Consider the following 14,781-nt stretch of genomic DNA (forward strand, 5'->3'; position numbering starts at 1 on the left):
TTCGATGAAAAGGATTTTTGCGACGCTTTCTTTATTATTTGTTTTTTCTCAAAACCAGGCACAATCAACCTATCATTTTGAGGAAGGGTTGGCGGTGGGGCCATGCCACCAATATGGGCGGGAAGCATTGTACACCGATCAGCTCGCTTACCAACTTTACAAAGGTACACTCAAACCACAAGAAGGAAGTATTTTATTGACCGATGCGAAAGCAGGGGAGGTCAAATGGAAAAAAGTAAAAGCGGATTCCACCCACCGTTTTCGCGGCGACGCATTTTCGAACGGATATGTTTATCTGACCTACGAATCCAAAAAAGAGCAGAATGCGATTCTGACGATCACCGGGCAGGACATGATTTTCCTGAATGGCGTGCCGCGGGGAGGCGACATGTACCGGTATGGCTGGATGCATTTGCCCGTGGTTCTGAAAAAAGGGAGGAATGAAATCTACGCCCGTGTTGCGCGCTTCGGCCGTTTCGGCGGCATCACGGCTAATCTGACTTTTCCTGAAAAGCCCGTAACCATTAATACAGAGGATCTTACAATTTCCGATGTGGTTCCCGGTTTCAAAAATGATTCGCTCTGGACAGGCGTGGTAGTTTCTAACATGACTAAAAAGGCACTGACCGGACTGGAAATGAAAACGACTGTTGCCGGGAAGGACATTGTTACCAAACTTCCATCGGTTCCGGCCATGACATTGCGCAAAGTGGCTGTGCTCATCAATGCGAGTGGTGTGACGGGCGTTGGTAAAAATGAAGTCTCGTTCAGCCTTTCACAAAATGGCAAGATGGCCGATCAGTCGAAAATTTCGATCCAGTCGGTCGAGGCAGGCAAGCAATACAGCCGCACATTTGTAAGTGAACTGGACGGCAGTGTGCAATACTATGCGGTTTCTCCACAAATCAAAGGTGATTCAAATACGCAGCCGGCGTTATTTTTCTCCGTGCATGGTGCAGAGGTTCAGGCGATTAGCCAGGCGCGTGCGTACAAACCCAAAGATTGGGGAGTACTCGTAGCGCCGACGAACCGCCGTCCGCGTGGCTTCAACTGGGAAGATTGGGGTAGGATGGATGCATTGGAAGTATTGGGCATTTCCAAAAAGCAGTACAATCCGGACCCGTCGCGTATATATCTGACCGGTCACTCCATGGGAGGACATGGTACCTGGTTCCTGGGAGCGACTTACCCGGAGAAATGGGCGGCGATTGCACCGTCAGCAGGTTACCCGACCCTGGCATCTTACGGCTCGCATGACGGTGTGATCCCCGATAGTGCCGGTTCGCCGATCGAGGCCATGTTGCTGAGAGCCAGCAATCCAAGCAATGTTTTGGCATTGACATCCAACTACAAAAGTCTCGGCGTGTACATCGCGCATGGCGATGCGGACAGGACCGTGCCCGTAATCTATGCGCGTCAGATGCGTGACATTCTCGGAAAATTCCACCGCGATTTCAGTTACTACGAGCACATCGGCGGCGAGCACTGGTACGGAGATATTAGTGTAGACTGGCCGCCAATCTTCAACTTTTTCAGCTGGCATGCTATTCCAAAAGACAGCACTGTCACTTCCATTGATTTCAAAACTGCGAACCCTGGTATCTCCGCGCGTATGCGTTGGGCGGGCGTGCATCAGCAGCTTAATGCATTGAAATACAGCCGAATCCAACTTGCGAGTAGCAAGAAGGATTTGAAAATTGAAGGTACTACCGAGAATGTAGCATTGCTTTCGGTGGATCTCGGAGCATTCGCACCTGGTTCGAAAATCAAAATTGTGCTGGACGGAAAGACGCCGGTTGAATATGAAGTGAAGGGTAATGAGACGATTTACCTTAAAAACGATGGTGGCTGGAAACTGGCGACTGCTCCCGCTACAACTGAAAAGAATCCGGAGCGAAGCGGTACTTTGAAAGATGCATTCCGGAACCGGATGGTGTACGTGTACGCAACAGGCGGCAGCGCGGACGAAAAGGCGTGGGCGTTCGAGAAAGCGACTTTCGACGCGGAATCCTGGTACTACCGGGGTAATGGCGCAGTGGATATTGTTGCGGACAAAGACTTTGATCCACAGCAATTTAAGGATCGCGGAGTGATTCTTTACGGTAATAAAAGCACTAACCTAGCCTGGGATAAGGTGTTGAAAAACTGCCCGGTAACAGTAACCAGCGGCAAAATTGATGTGGGCGGAAAGCAGTTTGCGGGTAATAACCTGGCGGCATATTTCATCTATCCACGTTCGGATAGTAAAACTGCATCCGTCACTGTGATTTCAGGAACGGGTAAGGCCGGTTTTCAGGCAGCGAATGCAAATCAGTATTTCAGCGGCGGCAGCGGCTTCCCGGATTTGATGATTTTTTCAGCCAATATGTTGAAGGACGGAATCAAAGAAGTGAAGATGTCCGGCTTTTTCGGAAACGATTGGTCGGTGGAAAAGGGCGAGTTCGTGACTCAGTAGTGGTCAAAATAGTATAATGCAAAAACGTCAGGCTGGGAAACCTGACGTTTTTTTGTTTACAGTACTATGTATTTGACAACCAGTAGTTTCGAGTATCAATGAGACTTAGCCATTATCCGCAAACTCGGGGTATAATGTCATCCCGCCGTCGATGTATAGCGTTTCGCCATTTACATAATCCGAGTCATCCGATGCCAGCCAGGCGACTGCCTTGGCGACATCCTGCGCAGTACCGATCCGTTTGTAGGGAATCAGGTGCAGGAGGTCCTGGTATTTGGCTGGGTCTGACCACACTTCCTTGTTGATCGGTGTTTTGATCGCCCCGGGGCTTACCGAGTTCACGCGGATTTTGTGTGGCGCAAGCTCCTGCGAAATGGATTTCATGAACATCATGATCCCGCCCTTTGAAGCCGCGTAGTTTACGTGGCCCGCCCAGGGAATTACGTCATGCACGGAGCTCATGAGTATGATCTTGCCGATAGCCAGTTCGCTGTGCTCTGGTTCCGTAACTGCCTGTTGTTGAGCGATAAATTGCCTTGCGGCTTCCCGGCATGCGAGGAATTGGCCCGTCAGGTTAACGTCGATGACCTTCTGCCATTGCTCCAAAGTCATTTCCAGAAACGGTGAATCTTTTTGCAGACCCGCGTTGCTCACGAGTACATCGACGCGTCCAAACTGGTTGACCGTCTCGGCAAATAATGCCTTAACGTCTTCTTCCTTGCTCACATCAGCTTTCACCAGAATCGCGGTGCCGCCATTGGCTGCGATTTCGTCGACTACTTCCTGACCGGCTGCTGCATTGGAACTGTAATTCACCACTACATGCGCGCCGTTGTTGCCGAAATGTAATGCACAAGCTTTCCCGATTCCGGAACTGGACCCCGTGACAATGACGACCTGACCTTTGAATTTCAGTTCGATCATATCAATTCTTTTTCGACGGATTTCAATCTTTTCCAAACGCGGCGATTCACATTTTTGACCGCCCAATTTTTCGCAATCAGAATTGCTTTGGAAACAGCCTCGCGGGGAGAGATGTTGGTTGATCTTAAAAGTTCCTGCGCGATGGCCACCGCTTTTTCGCGGGTAGTAGGAGAAAGGTACATCAATTCTGGTAATGCGATTCTTGCGTCCATAGGAGATGAGTTTTTGAGTGGTTTGATTAGATTGATGAAGATTTGTTTTAGTTTGAAAAAATCAATGCCAATGATTTAACGGTTGATTTTCTATTATTATATACGCTAAGTCACCCCAAAATGTAACACTGCGTGTAAAAAAAATCCCCATCTGTTTAACGGACGGGGACTTTTTCTAATCTCATTCTTATTTTACTTCTTCGAAATTGACGTCCGTCACGTCGTCAGTCGAACCGCTGTTGCCGGCACCAGGATTTCCGGTCGGGCCACCAGCGCCAGGCTGGCCGCCAGGTTGTCCTTCACCACCTTGTGCGTACATTTCCTGAGCCGAAGCCTGCCATGCCGCATTCAGTTTCTCGGAGGCAGCGTCGATCGCTGTGAGATCCTGAGACTGGTGAGCAGTTTTCAGTTCTGCCAATGCAGCTTCGATGCTTGACTTGTTGCCGTCAGAAAGCTTGTCGCCATATTCTTTCAGCTGTTTCTCAGTCGAGAAGATCAGGCTGTCAGCACCGTTGATTTTTTCAATTTTCTCACGCTCCGCTTTATCGGCAGCTTCGTTTGCTTTCGCTTCCTCACGCATTCTGGTGATTTCTTCATCGGTCAAACCGCTGGAAGCTTCGATACGGATCTTCTGCTCCTTACCGGTTCCTTTGTCTTTCGCCGAAACGTGCAGGATACCGTTCGCATCCACATCGAATGTCACTTCGATTTGAGGTACACCGCGTTGTGCTGGCGGAATGTCCGACAGGTGGAAACGGCCGAGTGTACGGTTATTCGAAGCTTGCGGACGCTCGCCTTGCAATACGTGGATTTCCACAGAAGGCTGGTTGTCAGCGGCAGTCGAGAATGTTTCCGTTTTCTTAGAAGGAATGGTAGTGTTCGCTTCGATCAGTTTGGTGAACACGCCACCCAATGTTTCGATACCGAGTGACAAAGGAATTACGTCCAAAAGAAGTACGTCTTTCACTTCACCAGTCAATACACCACCCTGGATTGCAGCACCTACGGCCACAGCCTCGTCAGGGTTAACGTTTTTCGAAGGTTTTTTACCGAAGAATTTCTCAACTTCTTCTTGTACGCGAGGAATACGCGTAGAACCACCTACGAGGATTACTTCGTCGATATCATTGTTCGTATAGTTCGCGTTTTTCATCGCTCTCTTGCAAGGCTCCATCATGCGTTGGAACAGTGTATCAGCAAGTTGCTCGAATTTCGCGCGGGTCAAAGTACGAACCAAGTGTTTTGGAATACCATCGACCGGGAAGATATATGGCAGGTTGATTTCAGTCTGAGCCGAGCTCGACAATTCAACTTTTGCTTTTTCAGCAGCTTCTTTCAAACGCTGCAATGCCATAGGATCTTTTCTCAGGTCAACACCTTCGTCTTTCACGAATTCGTCGGCCAACCAGTTGATAATCACCTGGTCGAAGTCGTCACCACCCAAGTGGGTATCACCGTCGGTAGATTTTACTTCAAATACACCGTCGCCCAATTCAAGGATGGATACGTCGAAAGTACCGCCGCCCAAGTCGAACACGGCAATTTTCATATCCTTGTGCTGTTTGTCCAGACCGTAAGCGAGGGCAGCAGCAGTAGGCTCGTTAATGATACGTTTTACATCCAGACCGGCGATCTGACCAGCTTCTTTCGTAGCCTGGCGTTCCGCATCGTTGAAGTATGCAGGAACCGTGATCACCGCTTCGGTAACTTCCTGACCCAGATAGTCTTCCGCAGTTTGTCTCATTTTTTGAAGAATGAATGCAGAAACTTCCTGTGGCGTGTACAGGCGGTCGCCGATAGGAATGCGTGGGGTATTGTTAGGGCCTTTTTCTACGCTGTACGCGACGGTCTTCATTTCAGACGTCGTGTCATCGTATTTTTTACCCATGAAACGCTTGATGGAGCTAATAGTATGCTTGGGATTCGTAATCGCCTGACGTTTGGCCGGTGCTCCGATTTTGCGTTCACCATTATCCATGAATGCAACTACGGAAGGGGTAGTGCGGGCACCTTCGCTGTTGGCTATTACAACCGGCTCGTTACCCTCCATGACAGCCACGCAGGAGTTCGTTGTTCCTAAGTCTATGCCAATAATTTTTCCCATTGTTCTATTTTATAAGTTAAGTATGATTTGATTCTGGACTTTCGGACCGCCTACCGTTTGTGCCGGGGGCACTTTTTCGTCGGTCACTGGGAGTTCTATTAAAAAGCCCGTACCAGAATCTTTCGCACAAAACCCGAATGACAAAGTGTCAGGCTTGTTTATGGCCTGACACCGGGAATAGTTTAGCTGATCGTTTGGCCCATGAACGGGTCGCTCTGGCTGGCGGTACCGGTTTCGACGTGGCCGGCAAACCGGGAGAATACATGCTCGACACCCTCGATTGCCACTGTGAAATCATACCAGTTGAAGTTTTTGGCGAGATTCAAGACCGTATTCTTTCGCGATTTTACCCCTGCGGAGGCTTTTTCGAGCGTAATTTCTTGAACGGCAGCGCCATAAACATTGTCGGTTACCTTTAAGACGGCCTTTTGGCTCGGATGCAGGTTGCTGATTTTCAATTCGATATGTCCGGTCGGTTTCTTACTACGGTCGAGCTGGTAGGCGCATTCTATTTTCAAAAAGCCGGTTTCCTTGTCGCCGCTGTACTCACGGAAGAATCCGTTCGGGCCGTATACTTTTAAATGGTAATGCTGATTTTCGAAATCGGCGAGCTGGAACGAACCTGTCAGGGCGTCGCCGGCTTTTACCGCGTAATTCCAAACCTTCACATTTTCATTTTTGTATTTTCCCGGGGCATACACGATAAATGGCGAACCGGCAGATTTGTCCTGAAATATGCCATTTTTGGCTTCCAGCTTAATTTCAAATGCATTTTTGGCAGAGTTGAATGCGCCGTCGGCATATAATTCATACGGGATGGCGCATGCAGGCCGCGTACCTTTTTCCTGATTCGGTAAAATAGGAGAGGTTAGCGGATTGCCGTTCACTTCGTCGATCTCGCTCTTGGATAATGCTTTATAACCGTTGGGAAGTTTTTTGAACTTAGCATTAAAAATACTTTCCATAAACTCCGTCCTTTCCACGAAGGTTGGCAGTTTGATTTCCTGCCCGTCGTACGGTGTGAAAGTAGAGGTAAGGTCGCCGCAAATGGTACGACGCCATTCCGTAATGTTTGTTTCCTTAACCTGTTTACCCGATTTCAAGCTCACAAATTTTTCCAGAAACTGCAAAATGGAGGTATGGTCGAAGACTTCCGAGCACACATTCCCGCCCCGGTTCCAGGGTGAAGCGATGATGAGCGGTACGCGGTAACCGAGTCCGATCGGGCTTTCGCGGCACTCTTCCTTCTTTTTCTTCTGCATATCCTGCTCCAAAGTCACAAACTCCGTCTTGCAATCAATGCCCGCCGAAACGGCGCCGGAGTCCTCTTTGTAAGGATCGGGTACGACGTAGGGCGGCACGTGGTCGAAATAGCCGTCGTTTTCGTCATAGCAAAGGATGAAAATCGTCTTTTTCCAGACCTCCGGATTGGCAGTCAGAATATCGATCACTTCCGAAACGTACCACGCGCCATACCAGGGCGCACCCGGGTGATCGGAGAAATTTTCGGGCGCTACGAGCCAGGAAACCGTTGGTAATGCGCCGGTTTTCACATCCGAACGGAACTGGTACAACACGTCGCCCATGGGGGCTTTGGCTTCGTGTTCCATGTCTCCATCGTTGTATTTTACCGAGGTGATCTTCCGGTAGTCGGGGTCATTCTTATTGATTGTGAATGCCTTATTGTGAATGTTTTTCTGACGTTGGGAGAGTTTGTCGAACTTTTCAGGACTCCAACGGATCAGTTCCTCATTCGCCAGTTTCAGTAATGCACGTTTTTCTTTCAGTACTTTTTCAAGATCATTCGCCTCCTTGCCTGAGAGCGTTTTCAGGTTCGCCTGCGCTTGTTCTATTTCACCCGGCAGCATTTGCTGACGTTCCTTTAAATAGCGCTGGTAACCCGTGTGGTAACGGATGTTGTATTGGGTAAACCATTCGATCGGGTTATCGGTGAAGTTGGCAAGCCATGCATCTTCCTCGCCCGTGAACCCGGTATTGATGCTCAGTTCGTTCTGGTAAATCCGCCATGAAATGCCGTTGTCTTCCAGGCGCTCGGGAAATGTCGTCCAGGATGCCTCGCGGTCGTCGGTCACATTCTCGTTGCGGATATTCGCATAGTGCTTGTTCGGGTCGGTGTTTTCACGGACGTTGCCACTCCAAAGGTAAAGCCGGTTCGGTGTCGTACCGGTTAGTGACGAGCAGAAGTTCTGGTCGCAAACCGTAAATGCATCGGCCATTGCATAGTAAAACGGAATATCTTCCCGGTTATAGAAGCCCTGTGTCAAAGGCATTTTAGCATAATCCTTATTGCCTGGTTGCTTGGCAATGAGCCATTTATCATATTTTCCCGCGTTACGCGCGTCCACCTGGTTGGGCCATGAGTGCGGGAGCGAGCCCATCCAGGTTGCTTTGGATTCCTTGATATTCAGTCGGAACGGCGCGTACGTTTCGCCGAATGCATTGGTTTGAAGCCAAACCAGGTTCTTGTTCGGGAGCGTAATGGCCCGCGGATCATTGAAACCACGTACGCCGCGGAGCGTTCCGTAAGAATGGTCGAACGACCGGTTCTCCTGCATCAATATGACGACATGCTCCGCGTCCTTCCAGGTCGTGCCCTTGGGTGGGTTAATGGCCAGTGCTTTCTGGATGGAAGCGGGTAGGGTGTTGAACAATCCGGCTGCTCCTGTGAGCATGGTGGCTTTCCGGATAAATTCTCTTCTTGAGTCCATGGGTAAGGTGAGTTATAAAAAGAAAAAGGGCTTTAACGATAGTACATCATTTTGTGCAAATGTACTATCGTTTTAAAGCCCGTGTTTTATCTCGCAATTATTCTTTGCAATTACTTTCCGCCGAACAGGCCGCCCAGCATACCGCCAAGATCGACACCTCCGGAGGCAGGTTTGCCTTTCTCGTCGCTGCCGCCACCGAACAGGCCGCCGCCCGTTTGAATGAGGGAACCCAGGTCGAAGCCGTTACCAACACTGCTACCACCGCCTCCGCCATTCAGTTGGCCGATCACGGCGCCCAGCACACCTGGTAACACCGAGTTTACGATGTTGCCGGCAATCTGGCTGTTCAATCCGAATTTCTGCACGATCGCACCGATTGCATTCGTGGCGATGGAAGCTACAATAGGATTATTTAAAAGCGAAGCCGCCGAAGTACCGCTTTCGCCGCCGAAGAGGCTCATCAATCCGCCGATGTTGCCGCTTTGTACCTGCTCCTGCAAACCACCGGTAATGGAGCTCGTCAATGTGTTCATCACTTCCTCGTTGTGCTCGTTGGGCACAGCAGGGTTCTGAACGACGGCTTGTTGGGAATTTTGTTGTACGAGGTCGAAGAGTTGTTCGAGCATTGCTATTTGGTTTTGAGGTACGATGGTTGATTGTCGCCTGCAATATCCAAATTTTATGCAAAAAAAATCCCGCCGGAGAGGCGGGATGCTGTTTTATTTTACCTGATCAACGATCGCTTTGAATGCGTCGGGATGGTTCATCGCGAGGTCCGCGAGTACCTTCCTGTTCAGCTCGATGCCTTTTGCATTAAGTTTGCCGATGAAAGCAGAGTAAGACAGTCCGTGCTGACGGGTTCCTGCGTTGATACGCTGGATCCACAATGCGCGGAAGTTACGTTTCTTCTGCTTGCGGCCTTCGTATGCGTAAGCCAAACCACGCTCAACGGCGTTCTTGGCAACGGTCCATACATTTTTGCGACGGCCGAAATAGCCTTTCGCGAGTTTTAAAACTTTTTTGCGTCTTGCACGTGACGCTACGTGGTTTACCGAACGTGGCATAATTTAAACTGTTTTTGATAATCGGCGCCCTGCTGGGACTTGAATGCCTTCTATCGGGTTGAACAAAAAACCAGAATTTAATTCTGAATTGGCTTTTACGGATTATTTCCGAAGCATTGCCAATACTTGCTTCTCGTTAGACTCATCGATCAGACCAGTCTTAACCAAACCACGCTTGCGCTTGTTTGATTTTTTGGTCAGGATGTGGCTGTGGAAAGCGTGCTTACGTTTGATTTTTCCGGTGCCTGTCAGCGCGAAACGCTTTTTTGCCCCAGAGTTGGTTTTCATTTTAGGCATGATTCAAAAAAACTAATAGTTGATAAAATATAAAACAGCGCGCAAAATTAGCGAAATTTTACAAAAAAATAAAATCGTGTTCCCGGCATGATACCGAAAACACGATTTTCTATCGCTATACTATAAGAATCGTATTACTTAGCGCCTTTTGCGGGAGCAGGGGCAAGGATGATCGTCATCCGCTTTCCTTCCAGCTTCGGTTCCATTTCCAGCTTGCCGTATTCCGACAATGCTTCGGAAAATTTCTTCAAAAGGTTCACACCGCGTTCTTTGAAGACGATCGTACGTCCCACGAAATGCACGTATGCTTTTACTTTCGAACCTTCTTTCAGAAAGTTGGTCGCGTGCTTCAATTTGAAATCGAAGTCGTGATCATCCGTGTTCGGGCCGAAACGGATTTCCTTGATAACCACTTTCTGCGCTTTCGCCTTGATCTCCTTTTGTTTCTTCTTCTGCTCGTATTTGAACTTCGAATAGTCAACTACTTTGCAGACCGGGGGAACTGCGGTTGGCGCAATCTCCACCAGATCAAGTCCTTGTGCCTTTGCCATCGCGCGGGCGGTATTGATATCCACGATGCCCGGCTCAATGTTTTCGCCGACCAATCGTACTTCTTTTGCTGTAATTCGTTCGTTAATTTTGTAAGGTTCTTCGGGAATCCTCATCCGTCCACTAGGGGGTCGTAATGCCATATAATTCGTATTGGTGTTTTTTTGTTTTTGGTGGAAATCGAAAAAATTAACACTAGCTCCACAAAAATAGTGCCTTATTGCTGGAATAATACTAAAATCTTATAAAAACATCAAGCAATGGCGGCTTCCTTTTTGAAGAAGGCAGCGAATTCTTCGATCGTCATACTTCCTAAATCACCCTCACCCTTACGGCGCACAGACAGCTTGCCTTCGGCAGCCTCCTTCTCGCCCACGATGAGCATGAACGGTACCTTGGTAACTTCCGCATCACGGATCTTGCGGCCGATTTTCTCGTCGCGGTGATCTACGAAGCCGCGAATGTCGTGATCCTGCAACTGGAAGAACACATCCTCCGCATAATCAGCGAACTTTTCAGAAATCGGCAGGATCGCAATCTGATCGGGTGAAAGCCACAATGGGAACTGGCCCGCAGTGTTTTCGATCAAAATTGCAATGAAACGCTCCATAGATCCGAACGGTGCACGGTGGATCATTACCGGCTGGTGCTTCTGGTTGTCGGAACCGGTGTATTCCAGACCGAAGCGCTTCGGCATCTGGTAATCGACCTGGATAGTTCCCAACTGCCATTTGCGGCCCAATGCATCACGCACCATAAAGTCGAGTTTCGGACCGTAGAATGCAGCTTCGCCCAGCTCTGTCACTGTTTTAAGACCTCGCTCGGCAGCGGCTTCGACGATCGCATTCTCGGCACGTTCCCAATCTTCGTCTTTTCCGATGTATTTAACCTTATCATTAGGGTCGCGAAGCGAAATCTGCGCGCTGTAATCGTCGAATCCAAGCGATTTGAACACATACAATACCAAATCGATCACCCGTACGAATTCCTCCTTAACCTGATCCGGTCGGCAGAAAATGTGCGCATCATCCTGGGTGAACCCGCGTACGCGTGTGAGCCCGTGCAACTCACCGCTTTGTTCGTAACGGTAGACCGTTCCGAACTCCGAGAACCGCAATGGCAGGTCCTTGTAGGAGCGGGGAGAGGTTTTATAGATCTCGCAGTGATGCGGGCAGTTCATCGGTTTCAGCAGGTACTCCTCGCCCGGGTTCGGAGTTTTAATGGGTTGGAATGAATCCTTGCCATATTTTTCCCAGTGCCCCGAAGTGACGTACAGTTCCTTGCTACCGATGTTAGGCGTTACCACAGGCGTGTAACCCGCGCGCGACTGCGCCTTGCTCAGGAATGCCTGCAAGCGCTCGCGCAGCATGGCACCTTTCGGCAGCCACAATGGCAAACCTTGTCCTACCTTTTCAGAGAATGCAAAAAGCTCCAACTCCTTGCCGAGGCGGCGGTGGTCACGTTTTTTTGCTTCTTCCATCAGGGTCACATACTCTTCCAGCTCTTTCTGTTTTGGAAAAGTAATGCCGTAGATGCGGGTCAACATCTTGTTTTCCTGCTTGTTACGCCAGTATGCACCCGCGATGTTGGTGAGTTTCGCGGCTTTGATGAAACCGGTATTCGGAATATGCGGTCCACGGCAAAGGTCGGTAAACCCACCTTGCTCGTATAATGTAATGGAGCCGTCTTCCAGCCCGTCGATCAGTTCCAGCTTGTACTCGTCGCCTTTTTTGGTAAAGTATTCCAAAGCTTCCGCCTTGCTGATCGGCTTGCGGATATATTCGTTTTTCTGGCGCGCCAGTTCCAGCATTTTCGCTTCGATTTTCGGGAAATCTTCCTGCGAAATGGTCTGTCCGCCCAAGTCTACATCATAGTAAAAGCCCTTTTCGATCGAAGGCCCCGTACCGAATTTCACTCCCGGATACAGCGCTTCCAATGCCTCGGCCAGCAAGTGGGCCGAAGAATGCCAGAACGTAGCTTTACCATCCTCGTCGTTCCACGTCAGCAGTTTTACCAGGGAGTCCTCCGTGATCTGGCGCGTAGGGTCCCAGACTTCATTGTTGACTTTGGCGGCTATCACATTCCGTGCAAGCCCTTCACTAATGCTGAGCGCGATTTCGAGAGCGGTTACCCCTTTTGGGTAAAAACGTTCGCTACCATCGGGCAGGGTAATTTTTACTTGAGACTCGTCTTTCATTCAAAAAAATAATTCTGTGGTATGGTTCAATGGCAATGCGGCAGGCCGCAAAACACAAAGCTATTCAATTTTAGCTTTGCGCGATGAGTCCACGCGGATATTTGTCGTACCGCGCGGTTGGATTATATTAATTTTAACCCGCGCCGTATCGAGCAGTTTGTATCCCTGGTTGGTATTTTCCTCAGGATAGTAGGAGGGGTAAAGCCCTTCCGACTCGATTTTCCGGATGCGGAACATGCCGTACCGCGCATCCTGGTCGCCCGGCGCGATGGTCAGGGAAGTCTCGTAATAGGTCTTGGCAATGTCGAGCTCGCCGCTTTTTTCGTATGCATAACCGAGCATGTTGTTGAGCTCTTTCGACTGCGGTTTCTTTCTCAAAAGTGTTTTCAATGCCGGGATCGCCTGCGGGTAGGCGCGGAGCTGAATTGCAACGGTCGCCAGCTGGTTGAGCGCCTCCTCGTAGTCGGGCTGGATGGCAACGGCTTTTTGGTAAAAGATCAATGCAGTATCGGGCTGCGCCAATGCATTCAGGATTTCACCTCTTCCAAAAAACAGGCTGGCGCGCTCGGGAAACCGTGTTAATGCACGCTCGTTAATGGCCAGCGCTTCTGCGGTGTTTTTCAGTTTCAAATTAATCGTCGTGCCTTGCTCATAGGCGCGCAAGAGCCGCGGATTGACGTTCATCGCATAATTGAAGCTCGACAAGCTGGCCAGCGAATCGCCTTGCTTCGCTTGCAACATTCCTTTGACATAATAGGCAGAGCCGTCATAAGGCGCCATTCGCAATGCCTGGTTCAGGTAACTCGCCGCTTCACCGAAGCGGTTTTTGGCCTGTAAAATATCCGCAAGCAGCACATAAAGTTCGGGGCTGCTTTGCTGCAACGCCTCGGCGCGTTGTGCGTCTTCCAGCGCATTGTCGATCTTGCCTAGCTCGCGGTTGATCTTGCCACGCAAAAGAAAATACTCGCTCACATTATCCTGCTCGTAAATCGACTCGTTAATGTCGTCCAGCGCCTCGGAATATTGCTCGCGTTCGAAGTAAATGCGTGCTCGTTTGAAGTAATTGACGTCCGAATCGATGCCGCGGTTGATCAGGTCGGTCAGGGACAACAATGCATCTTTCTGCCATTGTTCCTTACCTTTTTTGATCACGGGGGGAATGCGCGTGGACGTACGTGCGTCGCTCTGGCACGACTGTTCGAGCCCGCCGAGTGCGATGAGGAATGCAAATGATAAATATTTCAGATTGTCAGACTTCATTCGCCTCTAAACATTCTGGTCTGAAAAACGCGAAAACACGCCCAGCGGCAGCTTTTTACCAAATGAATCGGGAATAAACAGTTCACCGAACTCGTGTTTGATCTCTGTTCCGAAATGCGCCTTGATCAGGTTTTCGACGATCAGCGCCGAGAAACCGAGCGAGTACAGGTTAATGATAAAAAAGAAGTTTTTCTCCTTCAATAACTGCGCGCACAGCCTCAACAGTTCATTCAAACTCTCTTCCAGCAGCCATTTTTCGCCGTCAGGCCCGCGCCCGTATGCAGGAGGGTCGAGGATAAGGCCATTGTATTTGTTGCCGCGGCGTACCTCGCGTTGCACGAATTTCAATGCATCTTCCACTACCCAGCGGATATTGCTCAGCCCGCTCAAATCCATATTCTCCCGCGACCAGCTGATCACCTGCTTCACCGAATCGACGTGCGTCACATCCGCGCCGGACGCCTTCGCAGCGAGAGATGCAATGCCGGTGTAGGCAAACAGGTTCAGTACCGAAGGCTTCTCCTCTCCGGGCATTTGTTTCAAAGTACACGCGATGAAATCCCAGTTGGTAGCCTGCTCCGGGAATACGCCAACGTGCTTAAACGACGACAATGCGAGCTTCGTACGCAAATGCAGCTCTTTGGTGCGGTATTGGAACACCCATTTCTCGGGCATATCGCCTTTGGTAATCCATTGCCCTTTTTCCTGCGAATTTTTGTCTTTTTTGAAAACCGCATTCGACCGCGTTTCCCATTCGGCCTCGGACAGGGATTTGTCCCAGATAGCCTGCGGCTCCGGACGCGAAAGCACGTACGGCCCGAATTTTTCGAGTTTTTCGAACCCGCCGCTGTCGATGAGTTGGTAGTCGGTATGTTGGTCTGGTGAAAGTAGTATCAAGGTAGTTAAATTTAATGACCGCCGACGGCCGACCGATGACCGCCGATTGGTGTATTGTTACGTTTATTTCGATAATTTTTATGAAATCGGCGG

General features: G+C 49.6%; 12 protein-coding genes. 1 reads left to right on the forward strand and 11 read right to left on the reverse strand.

Features of this window, described 5'->3' with window-relative positions:
- Nucleotides 1-4 precede the first annotated feature (4 nt).
- On the forward strand, nt 5-2,455 hold the full coding sequence (locus tag BLQ88_RS02110; RefSeq protein ID WP_090146216.1) for an alpha/beta hydrolase-fold protein: 2,451 nt from the start codon (nt 5-7) through the stop codon (nt 2,453-2,455).
- A gap of 105 nt (nt 2,456-2,560) precedes the next feature.
- On the opposite strand, the gene BLQ88_RS02115 is transcribed toward BLQ88_RS02110, so the two are convergent.
- The 11 genes from BLQ88_RS02115 to BLQ88_RS02165 form a co-directional block, all read right to left on the reverse strand.
- Nucleotides 2,561-3,379: an SDR family oxidoreductase gene (locus BLQ88_RS02115; protein WP_090146218.1), complete on the reverse strand. Its 819-nt coding sequence runs from the start codon at nt 3,377-3,379 to the stop codon at nt 2,561-2,563.
- Nucleotides 3,376-3,591, reverse strand: a complete 216-nt coding sequence (locus BLQ88_RS02120; RefSeq protein WP_090146220.1) for a hypothetical protein — start codon at nt 3,589-3,591, stop codon at nt 3,376-3,378. The genes BLQ88_RS02115 and BLQ88_RS02120 overlap by 4 nt, the downstream gene beginning before the upstream one ends.
- A 187-nt stretch (nt 3,592-3,778) precedes the next feature.
- A complete protein-coding gene (gene dnaK / locus BLQ88_RS02125) occupies nt 3,779-5,695 on the reverse strand; it encodes a molecular chaperone DnaK (RefSeq protein WP_090146222.1) in 1,917 nt (638 codons plus the stop codon).
- Between the two features lie 182 nt (nt 5,696-5,877).
- Nucleotides 5,878-8,424 (reverse strand): phosphocholine-specific phospholipase C, encoded by a 2,547-nt coding sequence (locus BLQ88_RS02130; RefSeq protein ID WP_090146224.1) that lies wholly within the window; start codon nt 8,422-8,424, stop codon nt 5,878-5,880.
- Nucleotides 8,425-8,534: 110 nt separating this feature from the next.
- Nucleotides 8,535-9,050, reverse strand: a complete 516-nt coding sequence (locus tag BLQ88_RS02135) for a hypothetical protein (protein WP_090146226.1) — start codon at nt 9,048-9,050, stop codon at nt 8,535-8,537.
- Between the two features lie 93 nt (nt 9,051-9,143).
- Nucleotides 9,144-9,488, reverse strand: a complete 345-nt coding sequence (gene rplT / locus BLQ88_RS02140) for a 50S ribosomal protein L20 (protein WP_015810727.1) — start codon at nt 9,486-9,488, stop codon at nt 9,144-9,146.
- A 102-nt stretch (nt 9,489-9,590) separates the two neighbouring features.
- Nucleotides 9,591-9,785, reverse strand: a complete 195-nt coding sequence (gene rpmI / locus BLQ88_RS02145) for a 50S ribosomal protein L35 (protein WP_015810726.1) — start codon at nt 9,783-9,785, stop codon at nt 9,591-9,593.
- Nucleotides 9,786-9,919: 134 nt separating this feature from the next.
- The gene (gene infC / locus BLQ88_RS02150) at nt 9,920-10,477 is read right to left on the reverse strand and encodes a translation initiation factor IF-3 (RefSeq protein WP_083769047.1); all 558 of its coding nucleotides are present in this window, start codon (nt 10,475-10,477) and stop codon (nt 9,920-9,922) included.
- A 110-nt stretch (nt 10,478-10,587) separates the two neighbouring features.
- On the reverse strand, nt 10,588-12,531 hold the full coding sequence (gene thrS / locus BLQ88_RS02155; protein WP_090146228.1) for a threonine--tRNA ligase: 1,944 nt from the start codon (nt 12,529-12,531) through the stop codon (nt 10,588-10,590).
- 60 nt (nt 12,532-12,591) lie between these two features.
- Nucleotides 12,592-13,791 carry a tetratricopeptide repeat protein gene (locus BLQ88_RS02160; RefSeq protein WP_090146229.1) on the reverse strand — a complete coding sequence of 400 codons (1,200 nt, stop codon included), beginning with the start codon at nt 13,789-13,791 and terminating at the stop codon, nt 12,592-12,594.
- Nucleotides 13,792-13,797: 6 nt separating this feature from the next.
- Nucleotides 13,798-14,688, reverse strand: coding sequence for a class I SAM-dependent rRNA methyltransferase (locus BLQ88_RS02165; protein WP_090146231.1), 891 nt, complete (start codon nt 14,686-14,688; stop codon nt 13,798-13,800).
- Between the last annotated feature and the right edge of the window lie 93 nt (nt 14,689-14,781).

Source organism: Dyadobacter soli, assembly GCF_900101885.1.
Classification (GTDB): Bacteria; Bacteroidota; Bacteroidia; order Cytophagales; family Spirosomataceae; genus Dyadobacter; species Dyadobacter soli.

Bases quoted from the DNA above. Each gene is read 5' to 3' on its own strand.
- BLQ88_RS02130 (WP_090146224.1), bottom strand. From the start codon at position 8,424: ATGGACTCAAGAAGAGAATTTATCCGGAAAGCCACCATGCTCACAGGA.
- BLQ88_RS02110 (WP_090146216.1), top strand. From the start codon at position 5: ATGAAAAGGATTTTTGCGACGCTTTCTTTATTATTTGTTTTTTCTCAA.
- thrS (WP_090146228.1), bottom strand. From the start codon at position 12,531: ATGAAAGACGAGTCTCAAGTAAAAATTACCCTGCCCGATGGTAGCGAA.
- rpmI (WP_015810726.1), bottom strand. From the start codon at position 9,785: ATGCCTAAAATGAAAACCAACTCTGGGGCAAAAAAGCGTTTCGCGCTG.
- rplT (WP_015810727.1), bottom strand. From the start codon at position 9,488: ATGCCACGTTCGGTAAACCACGTAGCGTCACGTGCAAGACGCAAAAAA.
- BLQ88_RS02120 (WP_090146220.1), bottom strand. From the start codon at position 3,591: ATGGACGCAAGAATCGCATTACCAGAATTGATGTACCTTTCTCCTACT.
- BLQ88_RS02115 (WP_090146218.1), bottom strand. From the start codon at position 3,379: ATGATCGAACTGAAATTCAAAGGTCAGGTCGTCATTGTCACGGGGTCC.
- infC (WP_083769047.1), bottom strand. From the start codon at position 10,477: ATGGCATTACGACCCCCTAGTGGACGGATGAGGATTCCCGAAGAACCT.
- BLQ88_RS02135 (WP_090146226.1), bottom strand. From the start codon at position 9,050: ATGCTCGAACAACTCTTCGACCTCGTACAACAAAATTCCCAACAAGCC.
- dnaK (WP_090146222.1), bottom strand. From the start codon at position 5,695: ATGGGAAAAATTATTGGCATAGACTTAGGAACAACGAACTCCTGCGTG.
- BLQ88_RS02160 (WP_090146229.1), bottom strand. From the start codon at position 13,791: ATGAAGTCTGACAATCTGAAATATTTATCATTTGCATTCCTCATCGCA.